20 protein-coding genes are annotated in these 19,791 nt (G+C 74.8%); 4 read left to right on the top strand and 16 right to left on the bottom strand.

What is annotated here, in order from left to right; translation table 11 throughout:
- Positions 1–31: 31 nt before the first annotated feature.
- Positions 32–928 (bottom strand): LysR family transcriptional regulator, encoded by an 897-nt coding sequence (locus ACIQVZ_RS09570; protein WP_402448473.1) that lies wholly within the window; start codon positions 926–928, stop codon positions 32–34.
- Positions 929–1,063: 135 nt separating this feature from the next.
- On the opposite strand from ACIQVZ_RS09570, the gene ACIQVZ_RS09575 reads away from it, so the two are divergent.
- Positions 1,064–2,068, top strand: coding sequence for an NADP-dependent oxidoreductase (locus ACIQVZ_RS09575; RefSeq protein WP_402448475.1), 1,005 nt, complete (start codon positions 1,064–1,066; stop codon positions 2,066–2,068).
- Positions 2,069–2,142: 74 nt separating this feature from the next.
- On the opposite strand, the gene ACIQVZ_RS09580 is transcribed toward ACIQVZ_RS09575, so the two are convergent.
- Positions 2,143–3,042, bottom strand: a complete 900-nt coding sequence (locus tag ACIQVZ_RS09580) for a sigma-70 family RNA polymerase sigma factor (RefSeq protein WP_402448477.1) — start codon at positions 3,040–3,042, stop codon at positions 2,143–2,145.
- 73 nt (positions 3,043–3,115) lie between these two features.
- On the opposite strand from ACIQVZ_RS09580, the gene ACIQVZ_RS09585 reads away from it, so the two are divergent.
- A complete protein-coding gene (locus tag ACIQVZ_RS09585; protein ID WP_350876996.1) occupies positions 3,116–3,802 on the top strand; it encodes an NAD(P)H-dependent oxidoreductase in 687 nt (228 codons plus the stop codon).
- A 28-nt stretch (positions 3,803–3,830) separates the two neighbouring features.
- On the opposite strand, the gene ACIQVZ_RS09590 is transcribed toward ACIQVZ_RS09585, so the two are convergent.
- Entirely contained in the window at positions 3,831–4,787 is a 957-nt protein-coding gene (locus ACIQVZ_RS09590) for a M48 family metalloprotease (protein ID WP_350876994.1), read from the bottom strand.
- Positions 4,788–4,790: 3 nt separating this feature from the next.
- Positions 4,791–5,216 (bottom strand): BlaI/MecI/CopY family transcriptional regulator, encoded by a 426-nt coding sequence (locus ACIQVZ_RS09595; protein ID WP_350876992.1) that lies wholly within the window; start codon positions 5,214–5,216, stop codon positions 4,791–4,793.
- 216 nt (positions 5,217–5,432) lie between these two features.
- Between ACIQVZ_RS09595 and ACIQVZ_RS09600 the strand changes: the two genes are divergently transcribed.
- The gene (locus ACIQVZ_RS09600; protein WP_402448480.1) at positions 5,433–6,005 is read left to right on the top strand and encodes a hypothetical protein; all 573 of its coding nucleotides are present in this window, start codon (positions 5,433–5,435) and stop codon (positions 6,003–6,005) included.
- Between the two features lie 31 nt (positions 6,006–6,036).
- Here ACIQVZ_RS09600 and ACIQVZ_RS09605 read toward each other — a convergent pair whose 3' ends face one another.
- On the bottom strand, positions 6,037–6,942 hold the full coding sequence (locus ACIQVZ_RS09605; RefSeq protein WP_402448483.1) for a DMT family transporter: 906 nt from the start codon (positions 6,940–6,942) through the stop codon (positions 6,037–6,039).
- On the opposite strand from ACIQVZ_RS09605, the gene ACIQVZ_RS09610 reads away from it, so the two are divergent.
- Positions 6,941–8,395 (top strand): PLP-dependent aminotransferase family protein, encoded by a 1,455-nt coding sequence (locus ACIQVZ_RS09610; RefSeq protein WP_350876986.1) that lies wholly within the window; start codon positions 6,941–6,943, stop codon positions 8,393–8,395. The genes ACIQVZ_RS09605 and ACIQVZ_RS09610 overlap by 2 nt on opposite strands.
- Positions 8,396–8,480: 85 nt before the next feature.
- Here the strand turns inward: ACIQVZ_RS09610 and htpX are convergent, their stop codons facing one another.
- The 11 genes from htpX to ACIQVZ_RS09665 all read right to left on the bottom strand — a co-directional run bounded on the left by htpX (position 8,481) and on the right by ACIQVZ_RS09665 (position 19,647).
- Positions 8,481–9,344, bottom strand: a complete 864-nt coding sequence (gene htpX / locus ACIQVZ_RS09615) for a zinc metalloprotease HtpX (protein WP_350876984.1) — start codon at positions 9,342–9,344, stop codon at positions 8,481–8,483.
- 160 nt (positions 9,345–9,504) lie between these two features.
- Positions 9,505–11,076: an NADH-quinone oxidoreductase subunit N gene (locus ACIQVZ_RS09620; RefSeq protein WP_402448486.1), complete on the bottom strand. Its 1,572-nt coding sequence runs from the start codon at positions 11,074–11,076 to the stop codon at positions 9,505–9,507.
- A gap of 56 nt (positions 11,077–11,132) precedes the next feature.
- Positions 11,133–12,689 (bottom strand): NuoM family protein, encoded by a 1,557-nt coding sequence (locus ACIQVZ_RS09625; protein ID WP_402448488.1) that lies wholly within the window; start codon positions 12,687–12,689, stop codon positions 11,133–11,135.
- 62 nt (positions 12,690–12,751) lie between these two features.
- Positions 12,752–14,848, bottom strand: a complete 2,097-nt coding sequence (locus ACIQVZ_RS09630; RefSeq protein ID WP_402448490.1) for an NADH-quinone oxidoreductase subunit L — start codon at positions 14,846–14,848, stop codon at positions 12,752–12,754.
- Entirely contained in the window at positions 14,845–15,216 is a 372-nt protein-coding gene (gene nuoK, locus ACIQVZ_RS09635; protein WP_350876976.1) for an NADH-quinone oxidoreductase subunit NuoK, read from the bottom strand. The genes ACIQVZ_RS09630 and nuoK overlap by 4 nt, the downstream gene beginning before the upstream one ends.
- Positions 15,216–15,944 (bottom strand): NADH-quinone oxidoreductase subunit J, encoded by a 729-nt coding sequence (locus tag ACIQVZ_RS09640; RefSeq protein WP_402448493.1) that lies wholly within the window; start codon positions 15,942–15,944, stop codon positions 15,216–15,218. Before ACIQVZ_RS09640 ends, nuoK begins: the two co-directional genes overlap by 1 nt.
- Positions 15,941–16,510: an NADH-quinone oxidoreductase subunit I gene (locus ACIQVZ_RS09645; RefSeq protein ID WP_350876972.1), complete on the bottom strand. Its 570-nt coding sequence runs from the start codon at positions 16,508–16,510 to the stop codon at positions 15,941–15,943. The genes ACIQVZ_RS09640 and ACIQVZ_RS09645 overlap by 4 nt, the downstream gene beginning before the upstream one ends.
- Positions 16,507–17,466, bottom strand: a complete 960-nt coding sequence (nuoH, locus tag ACIQVZ_RS09650; RefSeq protein ID WP_371518357.1) for an NADH-quinone oxidoreductase subunit NuoH — start codon at positions 17,464–17,466, stop codon at positions 16,507–16,509. Before nuoH ends, ACIQVZ_RS09645 begins: the two co-directional genes overlap by 4 nt.
- Positions 17,463–18,683: an NADH-quinone oxidoreductase subunit C gene (locus ACIQVZ_RS09655; RefSeq protein ID WP_402448496.1), complete on the bottom strand. Its 1,221-nt coding sequence runs from the start codon at positions 18,681–18,683 to the stop codon at positions 17,463–17,465. The genes nuoH and ACIQVZ_RS09655 overlap by 4 nt, the downstream gene beginning before the upstream one ends.
- Positions 18,680–19,315 (bottom strand): NADH-quinone oxidoreductase subunit B family protein, encoded by a 636-nt coding sequence (locus ACIQVZ_RS09660; RefSeq protein WP_350876968.1) that lies wholly within the window; start codon positions 19,313–19,315, stop codon positions 18,680–18,682. Before ACIQVZ_RS09660 ends, ACIQVZ_RS09655 begins: the two co-directional genes overlap by 4 nt.
- Positions 19,306–19,647 carry an NADH-quinone oxidoreductase subunit A gene (locus tag ACIQVZ_RS09665; RefSeq protein ID WP_402448742.1) on the bottom strand — a complete coding sequence of 114 codons (342 nt, stop codon included), beginning with the start codon at positions 19,645–19,647 and terminating at the stop codon, positions 19,306–19,308. Before ACIQVZ_RS09665 ends, ACIQVZ_RS09660 begins: the two co-directional genes overlap by 10 nt.
- Between the last annotated feature and the right edge of the window lie 144 nt (positions 19,648–19,791).

Genomic DNA, 19,791 nt, shown 5'->3' on the forward strand with positions numbered 1-19,791 from the left:
CGGCTCGTCAGGCGACTCGTCAGGCGACTCGTCAGGCCGCCGTCAGCCCCGCCGGCAGCGGGAGCCGGCGCAGCTCGCGGATCAGCGCCCGGACGGCGGCCGTCCCGGCCAGCTCGGGCGTGGTGACGTACCCGACGAACCGGCTGGGCGGGTGCGGCCCGAGGTCGGCGACGGCGAGGCCGGCCGGGGCACCGAGCAGCGCGGTCCGGGGCATGATCGCCATGCCGAGGCCCTGCGAGACGAGCGAGACGGCCACCGTGTCGTCCTCGACGTCGATGGTCGCGGGCGGGATCCAGTCCTGCCGCCGCCACCAGTCCCGGGTGTACGAATCGCAGTTCTCGTCCCAGTCGACCAGCGGCAGCCCGCGCGGCGCCGGATGGCCCCGCTGGTGCGCGAGCGCGTACGACTCCTCGTACAGGCGCACCGCGACCAGGCCCGGGACGGGCGGCGGGCCGTCGGCGTCCAGGGTTGCCAGCCCGAGGTCGGCCCGGCCGTCGGCGACCTCTCCGGCGGTGCCGCAGCCGAGTTCCCGGACGATCCGGACCTGCGCCGTCAGCCCCGGGTGGCGGGCGGCCAGCCCGGCCAGCACGGGTGGCAGCAGGTGGGCGGCCGCGCTGCGGAAGGCGGCGATCCGCAGCGTGCCGGTCAGCGGCCCCGCCGTGCCCGCGCCCCGCACCTCGGCGCCCATCGCGGCCAGCAGCCGCAGGATCCGGCGGGCGTACGCCACCGCACGCGCGCCGGCGTCGGTGGGGCGTGCGCCGTGGCGCCCACGGTCGAAGAGCACCGCGCCGAGCTTCCGCTCGCAGGCGCGCACGGCGTGCGATACGGCGGACTGGGTGGTGTCCAGGCGCGCGGCGGCCGCCGTGAAGCTGCCCTCCTCCTCGACCGCGACCAGGATCCGCAGCTCGTGCGGGGCGAGATCGGTCATGCGTCCGAATCTACCGGCATCCATCGATCCCCCTCATGGAAGCCGCCGTTCCATCGACGCGGACCCCTCCCCGGCCGCTCACCCGCTTCCTACGGTGGGCGCGTCCGCCCGTCGCCTCCCGTTCGGAGCAGCCCGATGCCCCGCCCCACCGCGCACGCCGTCCACCTGGTGTCCCGTCCCGACGGCGCCCCGACCGCCGGGAACTTCGCCTTCGTCGAGGAACGCGTCCCGGCGCTCGCCGCCGGCGAGGCCCTGGTCGAGAACACCCACCAGTCCGTCGACCCGTACATGCGCGAGGAGATGGAGGAGGGCGGCTGGGAGTTGCACGCCCCGCTGGAGGGCCGCACCCTCGGCCGGGTGGTCGAGTCCCGCGCCGGCACCCTGCCGGTCGGCGCGCTGGTCTTCCACCGCCAGGCCTGGCGCACCCACTCGGTGGTCACCGCCGGGAGCGCGAGCCCGCTGCCCGACCTCGACGGCGTCCCGCTCAGCGCCCACCTGTCGGTGCTCGGCGGCACCGGCCTGTCCGCCTGGGTCGGCCTCACCCGGATCGCCCGGCTGCAACCCGGCGAGACGGTCTTCATCTCGGCGGCGGCCGGCGGGGTCGGCACCGCCGCCGGCCAGTTCGCCCGACTGCTCGGCGCCGGTCGGATCATCGGCAGCACCGGCTCCGCCGCCAAGGCCGCCCACCTCACCGGGCACCTCGGCTTCGACGCCGCCTTCGACTACCACGACGGGCCGATCGCCGACCGGCTCCGCGAGGCCGCCCCCGAAGGGCTGCACGTCTACCTGGACAACGTCGGCGGCGACCACCTGGAGGGCGCCATCAGCGCCATGCGCGACCACGGCCGGATCGCCTGGTGCGGCGCCGTCGCCCAGTACAACCACCTCGGGAACCCGCCCGCCGCCCCGCGCAACTTCTTCGACGTGGTCGGCAGGAGCCTGCGGCTGGAGGGCTTCCTGGTCCGCGACCACCGCGACGCCCACCCCGAGCTGTACGAGTTCCTCGTCCCGCACCTGCGCTCCGGCGCGGTGGTCCCGGACGAGACGATCGTGGACGGCTTCGAGCACGTGGTGGACGCCTTCCTCGGCATGCTGCGCGGCACCAACACCGGCAAGATGATCGTCCGGCTCGCCGAGTAGGCCACGCCCGGTGGATGCCGCCAGGCCCGACGGCATCCACCGAAACGCGTCCGGGATCCAGTGGCACGACCCGGTCACTCCGGCAGCACGGCCAGCTCCAGGGCGGCCAGCCGCACCGGGTCGGCGACCACCTCGTAGCCGGCCACCAGGCCGTCCGCCACCGCCACCCGCAGCACCAGCCGCAACCGACCGCCCGGGGCGATCACGATCCCCGGCACCCCGTCCACCAGCGCCACCGCGCCGAACCGGGCCCGCCGGCCGAACACCGTGGTCTCCCGGGCCACCGTCTCCGCGCCCCGGGCCACCAGGGAACGCCCGGCCGGCAGCGCGGCCGGATCGGCCCGGCGCACCACGTCCGGCGCCAGCACCGCCAGCAGCGCGGCCAGGTCCCCGCCCCGGGCGGCGGACAGGAACGCCTCCACCACCCGCCGGTGCCCGGCCAGCCGCTCCGGCGGCAGCGCGGCCGCCCCGCGCACCCGCTGCCGGGCCCGGCTGGCCAGCTTCTTGGCGGCCACCGGGGTCCGGCCGACGATCGGCGCGATCTGCTCGAACGGCACCGCGAAACCGTCGTGCAGCACGAAGGCGACCCGCTCGGCCGGCCCCAGCCGGTCCAGCACCACCAGCAGCGCCCGGCCCACCGAGTCGACCAGCAGCGCCTGCCGCTCCGGGTCCGCGCCCTCGGCCCCCTCGCCGGCCGCCGGGTCCGGCAGGCCGTCCGGCAGCGCGTCGCCGACCGCCTGCTCACGGCGCACCGCGCGGGCCCGCAGCACGTCCAGGCAGATCCGCGACACCACCGTGGTCAGCCAGCCCGGCAGGTTGTCCACCTCGTCCGGGCCGGCCCGGTCCAGCCGCAGCCACGCCTCCTGGACGGCCTCCTCAGCCTCGCCCGTCGACCCGAGCATCCGCTGGGCGACCGCCCGCAGCCGCCCCCGCTCGGCCTCGAACCGCGCCGCCAGCACCTCGTCCCGGTCCATCGGTCACCTTTCCTCGGCCCCGCCCGTCACACCGATGACGATCCACCCACCACCGAAGTGACGGGAGAACGCTGTGACCACCACCACCCTGCTGCACCTGGACTCCAGCATCAGCCTCGGCGACTCGGTCAGCCGCGCGCTGACCGCCCGGTTCGCCGCCGCCTGGCGCGCCCGGCACGGCTCCGCCGGCCGGTACGTCTACCGGGACCTCGCCGCCGAGCCGGTCGCCGCGATCGGCGCCGGGTACGCCATGCTCGGCCGCCGCGTCGAACGCAAGGGGACCATCCCGGCCTCCGACGTCGCCGCCCTCGCCGAAGGCCCGGACGAGGAACACGAGTGGTCCCTCACCCACCCGCTGGTCGACCGGCTGCTCGCCGCCGACACCGTGCTGCTCGGCGTGCCGATGTACAACCTCACCGTCCCGGCCGTGTTCAAGGCCTGGATCGACCGGATCAGCTTCCCCGGCGTCTACACCGACCCGGACACCGGCGAGAGCCTGCTGCGCCGCACCCGGGTCGTCGTCGCGGCCGCCCGCGGCGGCGGCTACGGCCCCGGCACCCCGCGCGAGGCCTTCGACTTCCAGACCCCGTACCTGCGGGCCTACTTCGCCAGGCTCGGCGTCCCGGCCGAGCACCTGCACATCGTCCCGGCCGAACTCACCCGCGCCGACGACGTCCCCGCCCTGGCCGGGCTGCAGCCGATCGCCGCCAAGTCCCTGGCCGACGCCGAGGCCGCCCTGGACGCGCTCGCCACTGCCTGATCGGCCTGATCTGCCTGATCCACCCGGTCTACAGCGGGGTGACGGCCTTCAGCACCACCAGCAGGGCCACGGCGGCGTTGAGTGCGCACAGCGCCGACGCCGCCGTACCGGCCGCGGCGACCATCGCGGCCAGGCCCGCCCGGGTCTTCGCCGGAGGCCAGTTGCGGGACGTCGGCACCGGGCCGAGCAGTGCGGCGACCCGGCGCGGCACCGGGCCGGGCGCGGGCGCCGGGGCGGCGAAGGCCGCGAAGCCGGGCGCCGGCGCCGCGTGCGACACCAGGGCCGCCCGGGCCACCGCCCGCGCGGTGATCCGGCGGTCCCCCACCTCCTGTGCCGACTCCTCGTCCGCCCAGCGCTCCGCGCTGAACGCCACCGCGTACTGCAGCGGCCGCAGGAACGGGTTGACGCAGGCGGCCAGTTGGGTGGTCAGCAGGTACCGGTGGTGGCGGTGGCGCAGGTGCGCCCGCTCGTGCGCGAGCAGCGCCTCCCGCTCGTCCTCGGGCAGCCCGGCCAGCATCCCGGTGGAGACCACCACCCGCCCCGGCGAACCGGGCAGCGCGTACGCGTACGGGCTGCGGTCCGGCAGCACCGCGAGATCGCCGGCCGACTCCGGCCCCGCCGGCAGCCCGGTCAGCGCCCGCCGGGCCCGGGAGCGCACCCGCAGGTGCCGGCCGACCGTCCGGGCACAGGCCGCGGCCACCAGGACCAGCAGCCACATCGCGGCCGTCCCGAACGTCTCGTGGTACGGCAGCGCGGCCCGCACCTCCGGGTCGGACCAGCTGTCCGGCAGCGGGTTGCCGGGGATCTGCGCGGTGCCCACCACGCCGATCAGGCCGAGGCAGAGCACACTGCACACCGCCATCACCGCGCTGATCACGGTCATCAGCCGGGCCGCACCGCGCGGGTGCAGGTGCTGCTCGGTGAGACGCGCGATCGGTACCGCGGTCAGCGGCAGGATGAGCGGGAGGAAGACGAAGAAGCCCACGGGTCAGCTCTCACGGTCGGCCGCTGCCGGATCGACGGACGCGGCGTCCAGCAGCGCCCGCAGCAGGTCCTCGTCGTGCGGGAGCAGCGCGCTCACGAAGCTGGCCAGGACGGCGTCCCGGTCCGCTTCTCCGTCGAGCATCCGGCGCATCCGCAGGGCCGCCAGCCCGGCCGCGTCGGAGGAGGCCTGCCACAGGTAGGAGCGGCCCGAACGGGACCGCGAGACGGCGCTCTTGGCGTGCAGCCGGGACAGGATGGTCATCACGGTGGTGTACGCCAGGTCGCCCTCCAGGCGTTCCTGGACCCACCCCGCGGTGGCCGGTCCGGGCGCCCGCTGGAGCACCGCGAGTACCTGTGCCTCCAACTCGCCCTGGCCGCGCCTTCGGACGGGCGCTTCCGCGGCCGCCGGAGCGTGCCTCTCGTCTGCCATGACGGCCCACTCCCTCCGGATGCCGCGCCCCGGAGCCGGCGGGGCACCCGCTCATCCTAACGAGCGCGGGCCCGGCGCGAACCGGTTCGCGCCGGGCTTCCCGCGCGCGACGCGTCGCCCGAACGGCCCCGGCCCGGTTGCCCGGCGCCCCGGCCCGGCGGACGGTCGAAGTCCGTACGGTCCGCCCGTAGGCCTGTTCGGCCCCTGGAGGAGTCCATGAGCAGCCCGTCGCCCGACCCCGCGCAGCCGGAGCAGCCCCCGCGCACCGGCCCCGAGCAGCCCGGGCAGCCCCGGCGCACCGACCCCGAGCAGCCCGGGCAGCCCCGGCGCACCGACCCCGAGCAGCCCGGGCAGACCTGGCGCACCACCTCCGGCACGCGGCAGCCGACGCCGGGCAACGAGTTCCGCGACTGGGCGCCCGGCCTGGTGATGTTCGCCGGTGTGCTGATGCTGATCAACGGCATCATGGAGGCCCTCCGGGGCATCATGGCGGTCTCCAACGACGACCTCTTCGTCCACACCCCCCGCTACGTCTTCCGGTTCGACCTCACCGGCTGGGGCTGGGTCCACATCGTCGTCGGCGTGCTGGTCGCGGTGACCGGCGCGTTCCTGCTCAAGGGCGCCGCCTGGGCCCGCTACGCCGGTATCCTCTTCACCTCGCTGAGTGCCCTCGACAGCTTCCTGGTCCTGCCGTACTTCCCGCTCTGGTCGCTCGTGGTGATCGCACTGGACGTCTTCATCATCTGCGCGCTCTGCGTCTACCGCCCCCAGGAGGGCACCACGCTCTGACGACCCGGTGGTCCGCGCGCCCGGACCCGTCTCAGGTCCGGGCCCGCTGGGTGACCGCGATGCAGACCAGCACCACCACCGCCGTGACGGGTGCGGCCGCCGGCAGGTCCTCGCCCAGCAGCAGCACCGACCAGAGCAGCGTCAACAGCGGCTGCGCGAGCTGCAGTTGGCTCGCCCGCGGCACCCCGATCTCCGCCATCCCCCGGTACCAGAGCACGAACCCGCCGAACTGCGACACCGCCGCCGTGTACGCCAGCCCGGTCAGCGCCCTCGCCCCGAGGTGGACGGGCTCGGCGGGCAGTGCGAGAGCCGTGGTCAGCAGCGTCACCGGCAGCGCGGCCACCACCGCCCAGGCGATCACCCGGGCGCCCGGCAGGTCCCGGGAGAGCCGCCCGCCCTCCGCGTACCCGGCCGCGCACACCAGCAGCCCCGCGAACAGGTAGAGGTCGGCGGCGGTCGGCCGGCCGTGGCTCTGCAGCAGGGTGAAGGCGAGCACCGCCGCCGCCCCGGCCAGCGCCGCCGCCCAGAACGCCCGGGACGGCCGGCGCCCGGTGCGCAGCGCCGCGCACACCGCGGTGGCCAGCGGCAGCACACCGATGACCACCGCCGAGTGGGCCGTGGAGGAGGTCCGCAGGGCGAGCGTGGTCAGCAGCGGGAAACCCAGCACGCAGCCCCCCGACACCACCAGCAGCGCGGGCCAGTACCGCCGGGGCGGCAGCGGGGCGCGGACGGCGGCCAGGTAGAGCGCGGCGAGCAGGCCGGCCACGACGCCGCGCAGCCCGGTCGCGGTCCACGGCCCGAAGCCGGTCAGGGCCCACGCGGTGGCGGGGAAGCTGAGGGAGAAGGAGGCCACGCCGAGGGCGGCCAGGGCGGTGCCGGAGGCGGGGCTTCGCGGTGCTACCGCCGAGAGGTGGGTAGCGCTATCTTGTGCCGTCATGAACGAGCGTAGCAGTGTGACCGAACTCGCCGACAGGCTGCGGAGGGAGGTCGAGCGCTACCCGGAGGGGCGAAAGCTGCCGTCCAGCCGGGTGCTGGTGGAGCGCCACCAGGTCAGCCCGGTGACGGTCTCCCGGGCCATCGCGGTCCTCGCGGCCGAGGGCCTGGTGGTCTCCCGGCCGGGCGCCGGGGTGTTCCGGGCAGCGGCCTTCGCCGGGCGACCGGCCGGCACCACCGCGCCCGCCGCCCGTCCCGGCGACCTCTCCTGGCAGGAGGTCGCGCTCAGCGCCGACTCCGACCCCCGCGACCTGCTGGCCGCCCCGGTGTTCGCCACCCTCCGCGTGCCCCCGCCCGACGTCATCGACCTCAACAGCGGCTACCCGCACGCCTCGCTGCTGCCCGAACGCCTGCTGGCCACCGCCCTCGCCCGGGCCGGACGGCGCCCGGGCGCCTGGGACCGGCCGCCCACCGACGGCCTCACCGAGCTGCGCGGCTGGTTCGCCCGCGACATCGGCGGCACCGGCGGGCCGATCGGCGCCGGGGACGTCCTGATCACGTCCGGCGGCCAGGGCGGGCTCACCGTGGCCATGCGCTCGCTCGCCGCGCCCGGCGCGCCCGTCCTGGTGGAGTCGCCGACCTACTCGGGCATCCTGGCGGTCGTCCGCGCGGCCGGGCTGCGGCCCGTCCCCGTCCCGGTCGACGCCGACGGCGTGCGCACCGACCTGCTGGCCGACGCCTTCGAGGCCACCCGGGCGCGGGTCTTCGTCTGCCAGCCGCTGTTCCAGAACCCGACCGGCGCGGTGCTCTCACCCACCCGGCGCTCCGAGGTGCTGCGGATCGCCCGGGCGGCCGGCGCGTTCGTCGTCGAGGACGACTTCGCCCGCCTGCTCGTCCACGCGGACGCCCCCGCGCTGCCGCGACCGCTCGCCGCCGACGACCAGGACGGGGTCGTGGTGCACCTGCGGTCGCTGACCAAGGCCGCCTCGCCCAACCTGCGGGTCGGCGCACTCACCGCGCGCGGCCCGGCCCTGGCCCGGCTGCGGGCCACCCAGGTGGTGGACAGCTTCTTCGTGCCCCGGCCGCTCCAGGAGGCGACGTTGGAACTGGTCGCCGACCCCGGCTGGGCCCGCCACCTGCGCGCCCTCGGGGCGGAACTGCGGACCCGCCGCACCGCCACCGTCGCCGCCCTGCACCGCGAACTGCCCGGTCTGCTCGGCACCTACCGGCCCGGCGGCTACCACCTGTGGCTGCGGCTCCCGGACGGCGTCGACGACGGTGCCCTCACCGCCGCCGCCCTGCGCGCCGGCGTCCAGGTCACCCCCGGCCGCCCGTACCACGCCGCCGAACCCCCGGCCCCGCACCTGCGCCTCAGCTACGCGGCCGCCGAGAGCTCCGCGCACACCGCCGAGGGGATCCACCGCCTCCGCCGGGCCTACGAGGACCTGCCGGCCTGACCTCCGGCCCGCGCGGAGCGGGCCGACCGCGACGGATCGTGCCGAGACCGGACGCCCTGCCCCCCCGGCCCGCGCGGAGCGGGGCTCAGCGCCCGTAGCCCGCCATCCGCTCCAGCCGGGCGATGCGCTCCGCCATCGGCGGGTGGGTGGAGAAGAGCCGGGCGCCGGCCTCGCCGGGGCGGAAGGGGCTGGCGATCATCATGTGGCTGGCGGTCTGGATCTGCGGCTCCGGCGGGAGGGGCAGCCGGCGGGTGCCGGCGTCGAGCTTGCGCAGGGCGCCGGCCAGGGCGAGCGGGTCTCCGGTGATCCGGGCGCCGTCGGCGTCGGCCTGGTACTCGCGGGAGCGGCTGACGGCCAGCTGGATGAGCCCGGCCGCCAGCGGGCCGAGGATCATGATGGCGAGCATGCCGAAGAGGCCGGGCCCGTCGTCGTCGTCGCTGCGGCCGAAGGGGATCAGCCAGGCGAAGTTCACCAGGAACATCACCACCGAGGCGAGCGCCCCGGCGACCGAGGAGATCAGGATGTCCCGGTTGTAGACGTGGCTCAGCTCGTGCCCGAGTACGCCCCGCAGCTCGCGTTCGTCCAGCAGTTGCAGGATGCCGTCGGTGCAGCAGACGGCCGCGTTGCGCGGGTTGCGGCCGGTGGCGAAGGCGTTCGGCGCGGGGGTCGGGGAGATGTAGAGGCGCGGCATCGGCTGGCGGGCCGCGGTGGAGAGCTCGCGGACGATCCGGTAGAGCCGCGGCGCCTCGATCTCGCTGACCGGCCGGGCCCGCATGGCCCGCAGCGCGAGCTTGTCGCTGTTCCAGTAGGCGTAGGCGTTGGTGCCGAGGGCGACCAGCAGGGCGATCACCAAGCCGGTTCGGCCGAAGAATCCGCCGATCACCAAGATGAGCGCCGAGAGGCCGCCGAGCAGGACGGCGGTCCTCAGTCCGTTGTGCCGGCGGTGCACGTCAGGCCCTCCAATGGTGCGGTGGGGAAGCCCTTTCTGCCTCGTCCCTCTTGCCCGGTCAACGGGTGGGGGCCTGGGCCTTGTTCCCTTGTGACCGGCGTGACACCGCCGCGGCACCCCGCCGGGCCGGACCGCGGCGGCCGGCCGGGCGGGTGCGCGCTCAGAACAGGCTTCCGCCGGCGACCTGGAGGACCAGCTGCGGGGCGAAGGAGAGGACCACGGCCACCGAGGCGGTGAGCCCCAGCGTGGCGGTCAGGGTGGCCGGCAGCCGGCCTTCGGCCCCGGCCTCGCCGACGGGTGCGGCGCCCGGTTCGGCGCCTTCCTCGGCACCCGGCGCCGGGGCGAACAGCCGGGTCGTCCAGAGCAGGTAGTAGTACAGCGCGACGACCACGTTGGCGGCCATCACGACGGCCAGCCAGCCCAGCCCGGCGTCGACGGCCGCGCGGAACACCACGACCTTGCCGAACAGGCCGATCACGCCCGGCGGCAGCCCGGCCAGGCAGAGCAGGAAGAAGGCGAGCGCGAGGGCCGTCCAGCGGCGCCGGGCGAACAGGCCGCGGAAGTCGTCCACGCTGGTCCCGGCCCGGCGGCCGACCGCCGCGACCACGCCGAACGCGCCGAGGTTCACCACGCCGTAGATCAGCGCGTACGCGGCGGTGGCGCCGAGCGGGTCGACCCCGGTGGGCGCGTAGCCGGCGGCGGCGAGCGGCACCAGCAGGTAGCCGGCCTGGCCGACGGACGACCAGGCGAGCAGCCGCACCGCGCTGTGGCGGGTGTCGAAGCGCTGGCGCAGCGCGCCGACGTTGCCCACCGTCATGGTGACGGCGGCCAGCACGGCGAGCACCAGGCCCCAGGTGTGCGCGTACGGGCGGAAGGCGATGGTGGTGGCGAGCGCGAGGCCGGACAGGCCGGCCGCCTTGCCGACCACCGAGAGGTAGCCGGCCACCGGCAGCGGGGCGCCGATGTAGGTGTCGGGCACCCAGAAGTGGAACGGGACGGCGGCGACCTTGAAGGCGAAGCCGACCAGGGTCAGCACGGCGCCCGCCTCGGCCAGCGGCTTGAGCTGCCCGGGGGCGTGTTCCAGGCCCTGGGCGACGGCCCCGAGGTGCAGGCTGCCGCTGGCTGCGTAGACGAAGCCGACGCCGAGCAGCATCACGGCCGTGGCGGTGACGGAGGAGACGAAGAACTTGAGCGCGGCCTCGGCGCCCCGGCCGTCCCGGCGCAGCGCGACCAGGGCGAAGGCGGGCAGCGAGGCGACCTCCAGCGCGATCACCATGGTGGCGAGGTCGCGGGAGGCGGGCAGCAGCGCGGCGCCGGTGGCGCTGGAGAGCAGCAGGAACCAGTACTCGCCGCCGGGCAGCTTCTCCTCCTCGACGGTGTGCGCGGAGAGCAGCGCGGCGATCAGCGCACCGCCGAGGGCGAGCAGCTGGAACACCAGGGCGAAGTGGTCGGCGACGTACGAGCAACCCGCGTTGTCAGACCCCCCTGCTACGTTCTGCACACAGAAGGTCGCCCGGGGTGATCCCCCGATGAGGGGGAGGAGTGCGATGAGGGCGAGGGCGAGTCCGGCCGCGGCGAGGCGGCCGAGCCACTTCCGGTGCCGCTCGGGCAGGAACAGGTCGGTGAGCAGGACGGCGAGGGCGGCCACCGCGGCGATCAGCGGGGGCGCGATCGCCACCCAGTCCACGGACTGGATCAGGCTGCCCGGGTTGGCTACGGCGAGGGAGGTCACAGTGTGCTGCCCCGTGGAGTGAGGTCCGAGTGCGGCGATCTGGGCTCCGAGCACGGTCAGCCACCCCCGAGGAGGTGCTTGACGGCGGGGTCGGAGAGGCCGAGCAGGAGCGCGGGCCAGAGGCCGGCGAGCAGGGTGAGGGCGGCCAGCGGCGTCCAGCTGACGGCCTCGTACGGGCGCAGGTCGGCGACCTGGTCCACCGGGGCGGGCTGCTTGGGGTCGCCCATGCAGACGCGCTTGACCACGATCAGCAGGTAGGCGGCGGTGAGGAGGGTGCCGAGACCGGCCAGGACCATGTAGGTGACGAACGCGGGGCGCGACAGGCCGTCGGCCGGGTCGAACGCGCCGAACATGGCGAGCAGCTCGCCCCAGAAGCCGGCCAGACCGGGCAGGCCGAGGCTGGCGACGGCGGCGAAGGCGAGCAGCGCGCCGATCCGCGGGGCGCGGCCGTACAGGGCGGCGCCGGTGGCGCCGGAGAGGGTGTCGAGGTCCGCCGTGCCGTAGCGGTCCTTGAGGGCGCCGACGAGGAAGAACAGCAGACCGGTGATCAGACCGTGGGCGATGTTGGCGAACAGCGCGCCGTTGACGCCCACCGGAGTGAGGGAGGCGATGCCCAGCAGCACGAAGCCCATGTGGCCGACGGAGGAGTACGCGATCAGGCGCTTGAGGTCGCCCTTGGCGCCGGGGCGGGCCAGCGCCAGACAGGCCAGCGATCCGTAGACGATGCCGACGGCGGCGAACGCGCCCAGGTAGGGGGCGAGCGTCGCGGTGCCGTCGGGCACGACCGGGAGGAGGACGCGGACCAGACCGTACGTGCCCATCTTCAGCAGCACGCCGGCGAGCAGCACCGAGCCGACCGTCGGAGCGGCGGTGTGCGCGTCCGGGAGCCAGCTGTGCAGCGGCCAGGCGGGGGCCTTGACCGCGAGCCCGACCATGATCGCCAGGGCGGCGATCACCTGGGTGGTGTGGCTCAGGCCGTTGCCGTGCGCGGCGGCCAGGGCCTGCATGTCGAAGGTCCCGGCCTTGCTGCCGATCAGCAGGAAGCCGAGCAGCATCACGGCCGAGCCGAGCAGCGTGTACAGGATGAACCGGTTGGCGGCCGGGGCCTTCGCGCCGCTCCCCCAGCGGGCGATCAGGAAGTACATCGGGATCAGCACGATCTCGAAGGCCAGGAAGAAGAGCAGGAGGTCCAGCACCGCGAAGGTGGCGAGCATGCCGACCTCGAGGAGGAGGAACAGCCCGACGAAGGCCTTCGCCGACGGCACGCCCTCCCCGCCCGGCAGCCGCTTCTCCGAGTACAGCGCGCAGAGGAAGGTGAGCAGTGCGGTCAGCACGATCAGCGGCAGCGAGATGCCGTCCACGCCGAGGTGGAGGCGCACGTTGAGGGCCGGGATCCAGGACACGTCGGTGGTGGCCTGCATCCGGGCGGGCTCGTCGTGGTCGAAACCGGCCGCCAGGGCGACGGTGAGCAGCAGCACCGCGCCGGTGACGACGGTGTTCAGCCGCAGCGCCCGCCGGTCGGCGGCGGCCGGCTCCCGGCCGAACACCGGCGCCAGGGTGAGCGCGGCGCCGAGCAGCGGCAGCACCAGGAGGGCGATGAGGACTGCGTTCATCGGGGGCTCCTACGGGCGGCGGTCGGAATCGGGGGAACCGGAGAGAGGGGGTACGGCATCCGCTACACCGCCACCAGGACGGCCAGCAGGACGACGCCGGCGAGCAGCGCGCTGAGGTAGGTCTGCGCGTTGCCGGTCTGCGCGAGCCGGACGGCCCGGCCGAGCAGGTTGGCGCCGACCCCGCTGCCGCGCACGTAGGTCTCGACGACCTCGCGGTCCAGGAAGCGGACCAGCCGGGCGGCGGCGGTCACCGGGCGGACGAACAGCGCGTGGTACAGCCGGTCGACGCCGAAGCCGTGCCGGGCCGGGCCGAACAGCGGGCCGAGCAGCGTGCGCCCGGGGTCGGCGACGATCACCTCGGCGGCCGGGGCACCGGCCTGCTCGGGCACCCGGCCGGCGTCGGCCGGAGCCGGGCGGCCGGTAGCCAGCCGCGCGGTCGCCGAGCGCCAGGCGCCGTACGCCGCGAGCACGCCGACCACGGCGAGCCCGGTGCCGATGACGGCGGTGACGGCCGAGGGGCGCAGCGAGCCGCCGTCCAGCAGCGCGGGCAGCCAGTCCGAGCGCAGCCCCGCGACGCCGAAGCCCATGGTCGGGATCGCCAGCACCCAGAGCGGCCAGCGCATCGCGGGCGGCTCGGCGGTGGCCGGGTCGGCCTCGTCGAGCTCGGGCGAGTACGGCGCGTCCGCCTCGTGCCCGGCCGCGGGCGCCACGGCCTGAGACGCCGCGACCTGAGACGCTGCGGCAGCTTGCGTCCCGGCCTGCGACGCCGCAGCCGCCTGCGCCCCTTCAGCCTGCGGGCTGTGGAAGCTGACCAGGAAGAGCCGGGTCGCGTACGCGGCGGTGAGCAGCGCGGTGAGTCCGGCGGAGATCAGCACGATCCACCCGGCGGCCTCCGGCACGGCCGAGGCCGGGCCGAGCCCGTTGGTGAGCGCCTCGCCGTTGGCGGCGTGCTCGGCGGCGGTCAGCACCGCCTCCTTGCTGAAGAAGCCGGAGAACGGCGGCAGTCCGACCAGGGCGACGAGCGCGATGCCCATCGTCCAGTAGGCGTCCGGGACGCGCTTGCGCAGCCCGGGGATCCGGGACATCGCGGAGATCGAGTTGGTGTGCGCGGCGTGGATCACCACGCCGGCGGCCAGGAACAGCAGCGCCTTGAAGGCGCCGTGGCTGACCAGGTGGAAGACGGAGGCCTCGCGGTCGCCGGTGGCGAGTGCCCCGGCCATGTAGCCGAGCTGGCCGACGGTGGAGTAGGCGAGCACCCGTTTGAGGTCGTCCTGGGCGAGCGCGCAGAGCGCCGAGCCGATCATCGTCACGGCGGCCATCACGGCCAGCACGACCAGCGCCGCACCCGACAGCAGGAACACCGGCAGCAGCCGGGCGACCAGGTAGATGCCGGCCGCGACCATGGTGGCGGCGTGGATCAGCGCGGAGACCGGCGTCGGGCCGGCCATGGCGTCCGGGAGCCAGGTGTGCAGCGGGAACTGCGCGCTCTTGCCGGCCACCCCGGCGAGCAGCAGCAGGGCGATCAGCGTCGGGTGGCCGAGCCGCCCGTCGGTCGCGGCGGCCAGCACGTCGGGGATCCGGAAGCTGCCGGCGTCCGCGCCGAGCAGGAAGATCCCGAACAGGAACGGCACGTCGCCGAGCTTGGTGACCAGGAAGGCCTTGAGCGAGGCCGAGCGGGCGTCCTCGGTCTCCCAGTGGTGGCCGATCAGGAAGTACGAGCAGATGCCCATGACCTCCCAGCCGACCAGCAGCACGATCAGGTCGCCCGAGTAGACCACCAGGAACATCGCCGCGGTGAACAGCGAGACCAGCGCGGCGTACGACGGGTAGCGCGGGTCCTTCCTGAGGTACGCGGTCGAGTAGACCTGCACACAGGTGGCGACCAGGCCGACCAGCACGGAGATCAGCGAGCTGAAGCCGTCCAGGTGGAGGGCGAGCGCGATGTCCGGGCCACCGGTCGGGGTGAGCCGGGTGGCGGCGTCCAGCGCCTGACCGGTGCCGAGCTGGAGGGCGACGACCAGGGCGAGCACGGCCGAGACGGCGACCGGCACGATGGCCAGCGGCCGGGCCAGGCCGGGCGCCTTCTTTCCGACGGCCAGGGTCGCGGCGGCCCCGAGGGCGGGCAGCGCGGGGACGAGGGCGGGCAGGGCGAGGTTCATGCGGCGGCCTGGCCCTTCAGCGCCTCGGCTCCGGCCGGCGTCTCCTCGGCGAGCGGCTCCGCCGGATCGCCGAGCGCGGTGGCCCGGTCGATGTCCGCGGTGCCCCGGGCCCGGAACAGCAGCAGGACGATGGCGAGCCCCAGCCCGATCTCGGCGGCGGCGACGGTGATGGTGAACAGGGTGAGCGCCTGGCCGGCGTGCAGCGAGTCGCGCAGCCAGGTGTCGAAGGCGACCAGGTTGAGGTTGACGGCGTTGAGCATCAGCTCGACGGACATCAGGACCAGGACGGCGTTGCGCCGGGCGAGCACGCCGTACACGCCGACGCTGAACAGCAGCGCGGCGAGGACGACGGGGTAGGCGAGGTGCATCAGCTCTCCTCCGACGCGGACGGCGCAGCGGGCGCGGCCTCTACGGCCTCTGCGGCCGCCGGGCTCTCCGGCGGCGCCGGCCGGGGCACGGTCGCGGCGACGGTCCCGTTCGAGCCCACCGGCCGGCCGGCGCGCAGCCGGCCCGCCCGGGGCGGCGGCACCCGCCGCTTCGACCCGCGCGACAGCACGATCGCGCCGACCAGCGCCGCCAGCAGCAGCACGGAGAGGGCTTCGAAGGGCAGCACCCAGTGGCGGAACAGGCTCGCCCCGGTGACGGCGGCCGAGCCGCCCCCCGCGCCGAGGTCGATCCAGGAGGTCCGGAAGGCGTCGACGACCAGCGTCACCAGCGTCCCGGCCGAGGCGAGCGCCACGGCCAGGGCCACCCAGCGGTTCTTGGAGTCGGCGTCCGGCGAGCGCCCGATCGGCGCCTTGGTGAGCATCAGTCCGAACAGCACCAGGACGATCACCGAGCCGAGGTAGATCAGCACCTGCACCCAGGCGATGAACTCGGCGGTGAGCAGCAGGAACTCCACCGCCAGCCCGCCCAGCGCGACCACCAGCCAGAGCGCGGCGTGCACCAGTTGCCTGGTGCTGACGGCGATCACGGCCGAGCCGAGCACGGCGATGCCGACCAGCAGGAAGACGATCTCCACCCCGGTCGGGGACAGGAACGAACGGGCGGCCGGCTCCAGCGAGCCGGTCGCCGCGAGCAGGGTGGCGGCGCTCACCGGGCCTCCCCCTCATCCGAGGCCGCCGAGGCGGCTGCGGCGGCCGCGGCGGCCGCCAGCTTGTCCGCCGCCTTGCGCGCGGTGGTGATCTCCTTGGGATCCTCGGCCGCCGGGTCCAGCGCCGGCGGCGCCGGGACGGTCCACATCCACTCGCGGAGCTTGTCCCGCTCGTGGGTCAGCTCCAGGATGTCGGTCTCGGCGTACTCGAACTCGGGCGACCAGAACAGCGCGTCGAAGGGGCACACCTCGATGCAGATCCCGCAGTACATGCAGAGCGAGAAGTCGATGGCGAACCGGTCCAGCACGTTGCGGGTGCGGGCCCGCGCGTTCGGCTCGGCGGCCGGCAGCGTCTCCTTGTGCGAGTCGATGTAGATGCACCAGTCCGGGCACTCGCGCGCGCAGAGCATGCACACCGTGCAGTTCTCCTCCAGCAGCGCGATGACGCCGCGCGAACGCGGCGGCAGCACCGGCTGCACGTCGGGGTACTGCGCGGTGACGGTCTTCTTCGTCATCGTCCGCAGGGTCACGGCCAGGCCCTTGGCCAGGCCGGCACCGGGAAAACTCATGAGATCGCCACCTTGATGACGCCGGTCAGGGCCAGCTGGACGAGGGCGAGCGGGATCAGCACGGTCCACGCGAAGCGCATCAGCTGGTCCTCGCGCAGACGCGGGTAGGTGACCCGCAGCCAGATGACCACGAAGGCCAGCGCGAAGGTCTTCAGGATCATCCAGAGCCAGCCGAGCTGGTCCGCCAGCGGGCCGTGCCAGCCGCCCAGGAAGAGCACCGCGGTCAGCGCCGACACCACCAGGATGCCCACGTACTCGGACAGCAGGAACAGCGCGAAGCGCAGGCCCGTGTACTCGGTGTACGCGCCGAAGATGATCTCCGAGTCGGCGACCGGCATGTCGAACGGCGGGCGCTGGAGCTCGGCCAGACCGGCCGTGAAGAACACGAACGCGCCGATGAGCTGCCAGGGCAGCCAGTACCACTCCCAGGCGTCCACGATCCCGGGCAGCGAGAGCGTGCCGGCGGCCATCGCCACCGAGGCCGCCGCCAGCACCATCGGCAGCTCGTACGACATCAGCTGCGCGGCCGTGCGCAGGCCGCCGAGCAGCGAGAACTTGTTTGCCGAGGCCCAGCCGGCCATCAGCTTGCCGATCACGCCGACGCCCATCACGGCCAGCACGAAGAACAGGCCGGCGTCGATCGCCTGGCCGACGAAGCCGTTCGGGCCGACCGGGATCGCCAGCAGCACGAAGAGGTACGGCAGCAGCGAGACGGCGGGCGCCAGCTGGAAGATCCGGCGGTCCGCCCCGGCCGGGACGATGTCCTCCTTCTGCGCGAACTTCACGCCGTCCGCGACGAGCTGTGCCCAGCCGTGGAAGCCGCCCGCGTACATCGGGCCGAGCCGGCCCTGCATGTGCGCCATGACCTTGTGCTCGGTCTGGCCGATGACCAGCGGGAAGGTGAGGAAGACGACCAGGGTGGCGACGCAGCGCAGCACCGTGTCGAGCAGGTTCACGCGCCGTCTCCGTCCTGGCCGGCCGGTCCGGCCGACGTCTCGTCCCGCTCACCCTCAGGCGCGGCGGGCTTCGCCGGCTCGGCGGGCGGCTGCTCCTCGGCAGACTCCTGCGCGGGCTTGTCCACAGGCTTCGCGGGCTCGGCCGGTGCCTGTGCCGCCTCGGCGGGCTTCGCGGGCTCGTCGTGCGCGGGCACCGGGTTGTGCCAGGGCGCGTCCGAGGACCGGGTCCGCGGCGACGCCGAGCCCTCGGCCTTCGGTTCGGCAGGCGCGGCGGCCTCGGCGGCCTCGGCCGGCGCCGGCTCCGCAGCCTGGCTGACCGATCCGTCGGACACCGACCTGACCCGGCGCGGCCGGTCCGCCCGCACCACGGGCGCCGCCTCACCAGCGGCCGGAGCAGCGGCCTCACCAGCAGTCGGAGCAACAGCCGGAGCAGCGTCCGGAGCACCGGCACCAGCAGCCTCGGCCCCCGCCTGACTCGCCGACCCCTCCGCCACCGTCCTGGTCCGCCGCGGCCGGTCCGCCCGCACCGCCGCACCCTCGGCACCGGCGGCAGCACCGGCCCCAGCGGCAGCAGCACCGGCAGCCCGGGGCGTCCGCCCGGCCGCGCCCGCCGCCCGCGCACCGCGCGCGGGCCGCTCGGCGACCGGCGGCAGGGTGCCCTTCAGCGGCCCCCACTCGTTCGGGTCCGGCACGCCGGCCGGCTGCATCTTGCGCCGGGCGGGCCCGTCGCCGTGGTCCGACTCGCCCGGCTCCTTGGCGCCCGGCCAGGCCTTGGCGACCCGGGCCGCGAGCACGAACTCCTTGCGCAGCGGGTACCCCTCGAAGCCGTCCGGCAGCAGCAGGGTGGCGAGGTAGGGGTGTCCGGGAAAGTCGATGCCGAACATCTCGTGGGTCTCGCGCTCGTGCCAGGCGGCGCCCGCGTAGACCGGGACGGCGGTCGGCAGCGCGGCCTTGTCCCGCGGCACCCGGGTACGCAGCGCCAGGTGGCGCACGCCCGGGGCGTCGGCGGAGGCGAGGTGGGCGACCACGGAGAAGCCCTCGGCCAGTTCGTCGACGGCGCTCAGCCAGTCGAAGTAGCCCAGGCCGAGCGTGTCGCGGGCACTGGTGAGCGCCTCGATCCAGTGCTCGGCGGGGACGTCGACGGTGACCAGCCCGTAAGCCTCGGCGCCGGTCGCCCACTCCCCGACCGACGCCGCGTACTGCTCGGCGGAAGTCATGAGACCCCTCCCTCGGTCGAAGGTCCCGCCACCAGCGGGCGGCGCAGCGCCGCCGCGGGCGCGGTGTAGCGGTCGGGCAGCGACTCGGCGGCGATCTTCTCCTGGAGCTTGAGGATGCCCTGGAGCAGCGCCTCGGGCCGGGGCGGGCAGCCGGGCACGTAGACGTCGACCGGGATGATCTGGTCCACGCCCTTGGTCACCGAGTAGGAGTCCCAGTACGGGCCGCCGGAGTTGGAGCAGGCGCCGAAGGAGATGACGTACTTCGGCTCGGGCATCTGCTCGTAGAGGCGCTTGACGGCGGGCGCCATCTTGTCGGTCACCGTCCCCGAGACGATCATCAGGTCGGCCTGACGGGGTCCGGGCGCGAACGGAATGACACCCATCCGGATGAAGTCGTGTTTGGCCATGGACGCGGCGATGAACTCGATCGCGCAGCAGGCCAGGCCGAAGTTGAAGCACCAGAGGCTGTAGCGGCGGCCCCAGTTGAGCACGACCTTGACCGGGTCGGGCGCGAGCCGGGCCAGCGGGCCGATGCCACGGCGCTCGACGGCGCCGGGGCGCGACGGGTCCGGGAGGCCGAGCGGGACCGGCCCGCCCTGGGCGCCGTGCGAGTGGGTGTGCGTCACGTCCATTCCAGAACGCCCTTCTTCCAGGCGTAGAGCAGGCCGACCGCGAGGAAGCCGATGAAGAGGAACATCTCGATCAGCGTTCCGGCGCCGTACCCGGCGGTGGCGAAGACCGTCGCCCACGGGAACAGGTAGATCGCGTCGACCGCGAAGATCACGTACAGGAAGGCGTACACGTAGTAGCGGATCTGGGTGTGCGCCCAGTCCTCGCCCACCGGGTCCACCCCGCACTCGTAGGCGAGGAGTTTCTCGGGCGAGTGGACCACCGGCCGCAGCAGCCGGTTGGCCGTGAACGCCACGGCGACGAAGAGCACCCCGACGACGGCCAGCAGGCCCATCGCGGCGTACGCGTCGAAGTAGCCGCCGCCGACCGCCGGGTCGGCCGCGACGGCAGCCGCATGCTGCCCCTCCATGCCTTCGCCCTCCACCTCGGCCGTGAACAACCCCTCAAGGCAGTTCTACGACGTTTCCTCGCACGGTCA

The organism is Kitasatospora sp. NPDC098663 (assembly GCF_044760075.1).
Classification (GTDB): domain Bacteria; phylum Actinomycetota; class Actinomycetes; order Streptomycetales; family Streptomycetaceae; genus Kitasatospora.

Excerpts from the sequence above, each read along its gene's own strand:
- ACIQVZ_RS09610 (WP_350876986.1), top strand. The coding sequence starts at position 6,941 with ATGAACGAGCGTAGCAGTGTGACCGAACTCGCCGACAGGCTGCGGAGG.
- ACIQVZ_RS09665 (WP_402448742.1), bottom strand. The coding sequence starts at position 19,647 with ATGGGCCTGCTGGCCGTCGTCGGGGTGCTCTTCGTCGCCGTGGCGTTC.
- ACIQVZ_RS09645 (WP_350876972.1), bottom strand. The coding sequence starts at position 16,510 with ATGAGTTTTCCCGGTGCCGGCCTGGCCAAGGGCCTGGCCGTGACCCTG.
- ACIQVZ_RS09595 (WP_350876992.1), bottom strand. The coding sequence starts at position 5,216 with ATGGCAGACGAGAGGCACGCTCCGGCGGCCGCGGAAGCGCCCGTCCGA.
- ACIQVZ_RS09580 (WP_402448477.1), bottom strand. The coding sequence starts at position 3,042 with ATGGACCGGGACGAGGTGCTGGCGGCGCGGTTCGAGGCCGAGCGGGGG.
- ACIQVZ_RS09660 (WP_350876968.1), bottom strand. The coding sequence starts at position 19,315 with ATGGACGTGACGCACACCCACTCGCACGGCGCCCAGGGCGGGCCGGTC.
- ACIQVZ_RS09625 (WP_402448488.1), bottom strand. The coding sequence starts at position 12,689 with ATGAACGCAGTCCTCATCGCCCTCCTGGTGCTGCCGCTGCTCGGCGCC.
- nuoK (WP_350876976.1), bottom strand. The coding sequence starts at position 15,216 with ATGCACCTCGCCTACCCCGTCGTCCTCGCCGCGCTGCTGTTCAGCGTC.
- ACIQVZ_RS09600 (WP_402448480.1), top strand. The coding sequence starts at position 5,433 with ATGAGCAGCCCGTCGCCCGACCCCGCGCAGCCGGAGCAGCCCCCGCGC.
- ACIQVZ_RS09575 (WP_402448475.1), top strand. The coding sequence starts at position 1,064 with ATGCCCCGCCCCACCGCGCACGCCGTCCACCTGGTGTCCCGTCCCGAC.
- ACIQVZ_RS09570 (WP_402448473.1), bottom strand. The coding sequence starts at position 928 with ATGACCGATCTCGCCCCGCACGAGCTGCGGATCCTGGTCGCGGTCGAG.
- ACIQVZ_RS09630 (WP_402448490.1), bottom strand. The coding sequence starts at position 14,848 with ATGAACCTCGCCCTGCCCGCCCTCGTCCCCGCGCTGCCCGCCCTCGGG.
- ACIQVZ_RS09655 (WP_402448496.1), bottom strand. The coding sequence starts at position 18,683 with ATGACTTCCGCCGAGCAGTACGCGGCGTCGGTCGGGGAGTGGGCGACC.
- ACIQVZ_RS09605 (WP_402448483.1), bottom strand. The coding sequence starts at position 6,942 with ATGACGGCACAAGATAGCGCTACCCACCTCTCGGCGGTAGCACCGCGA.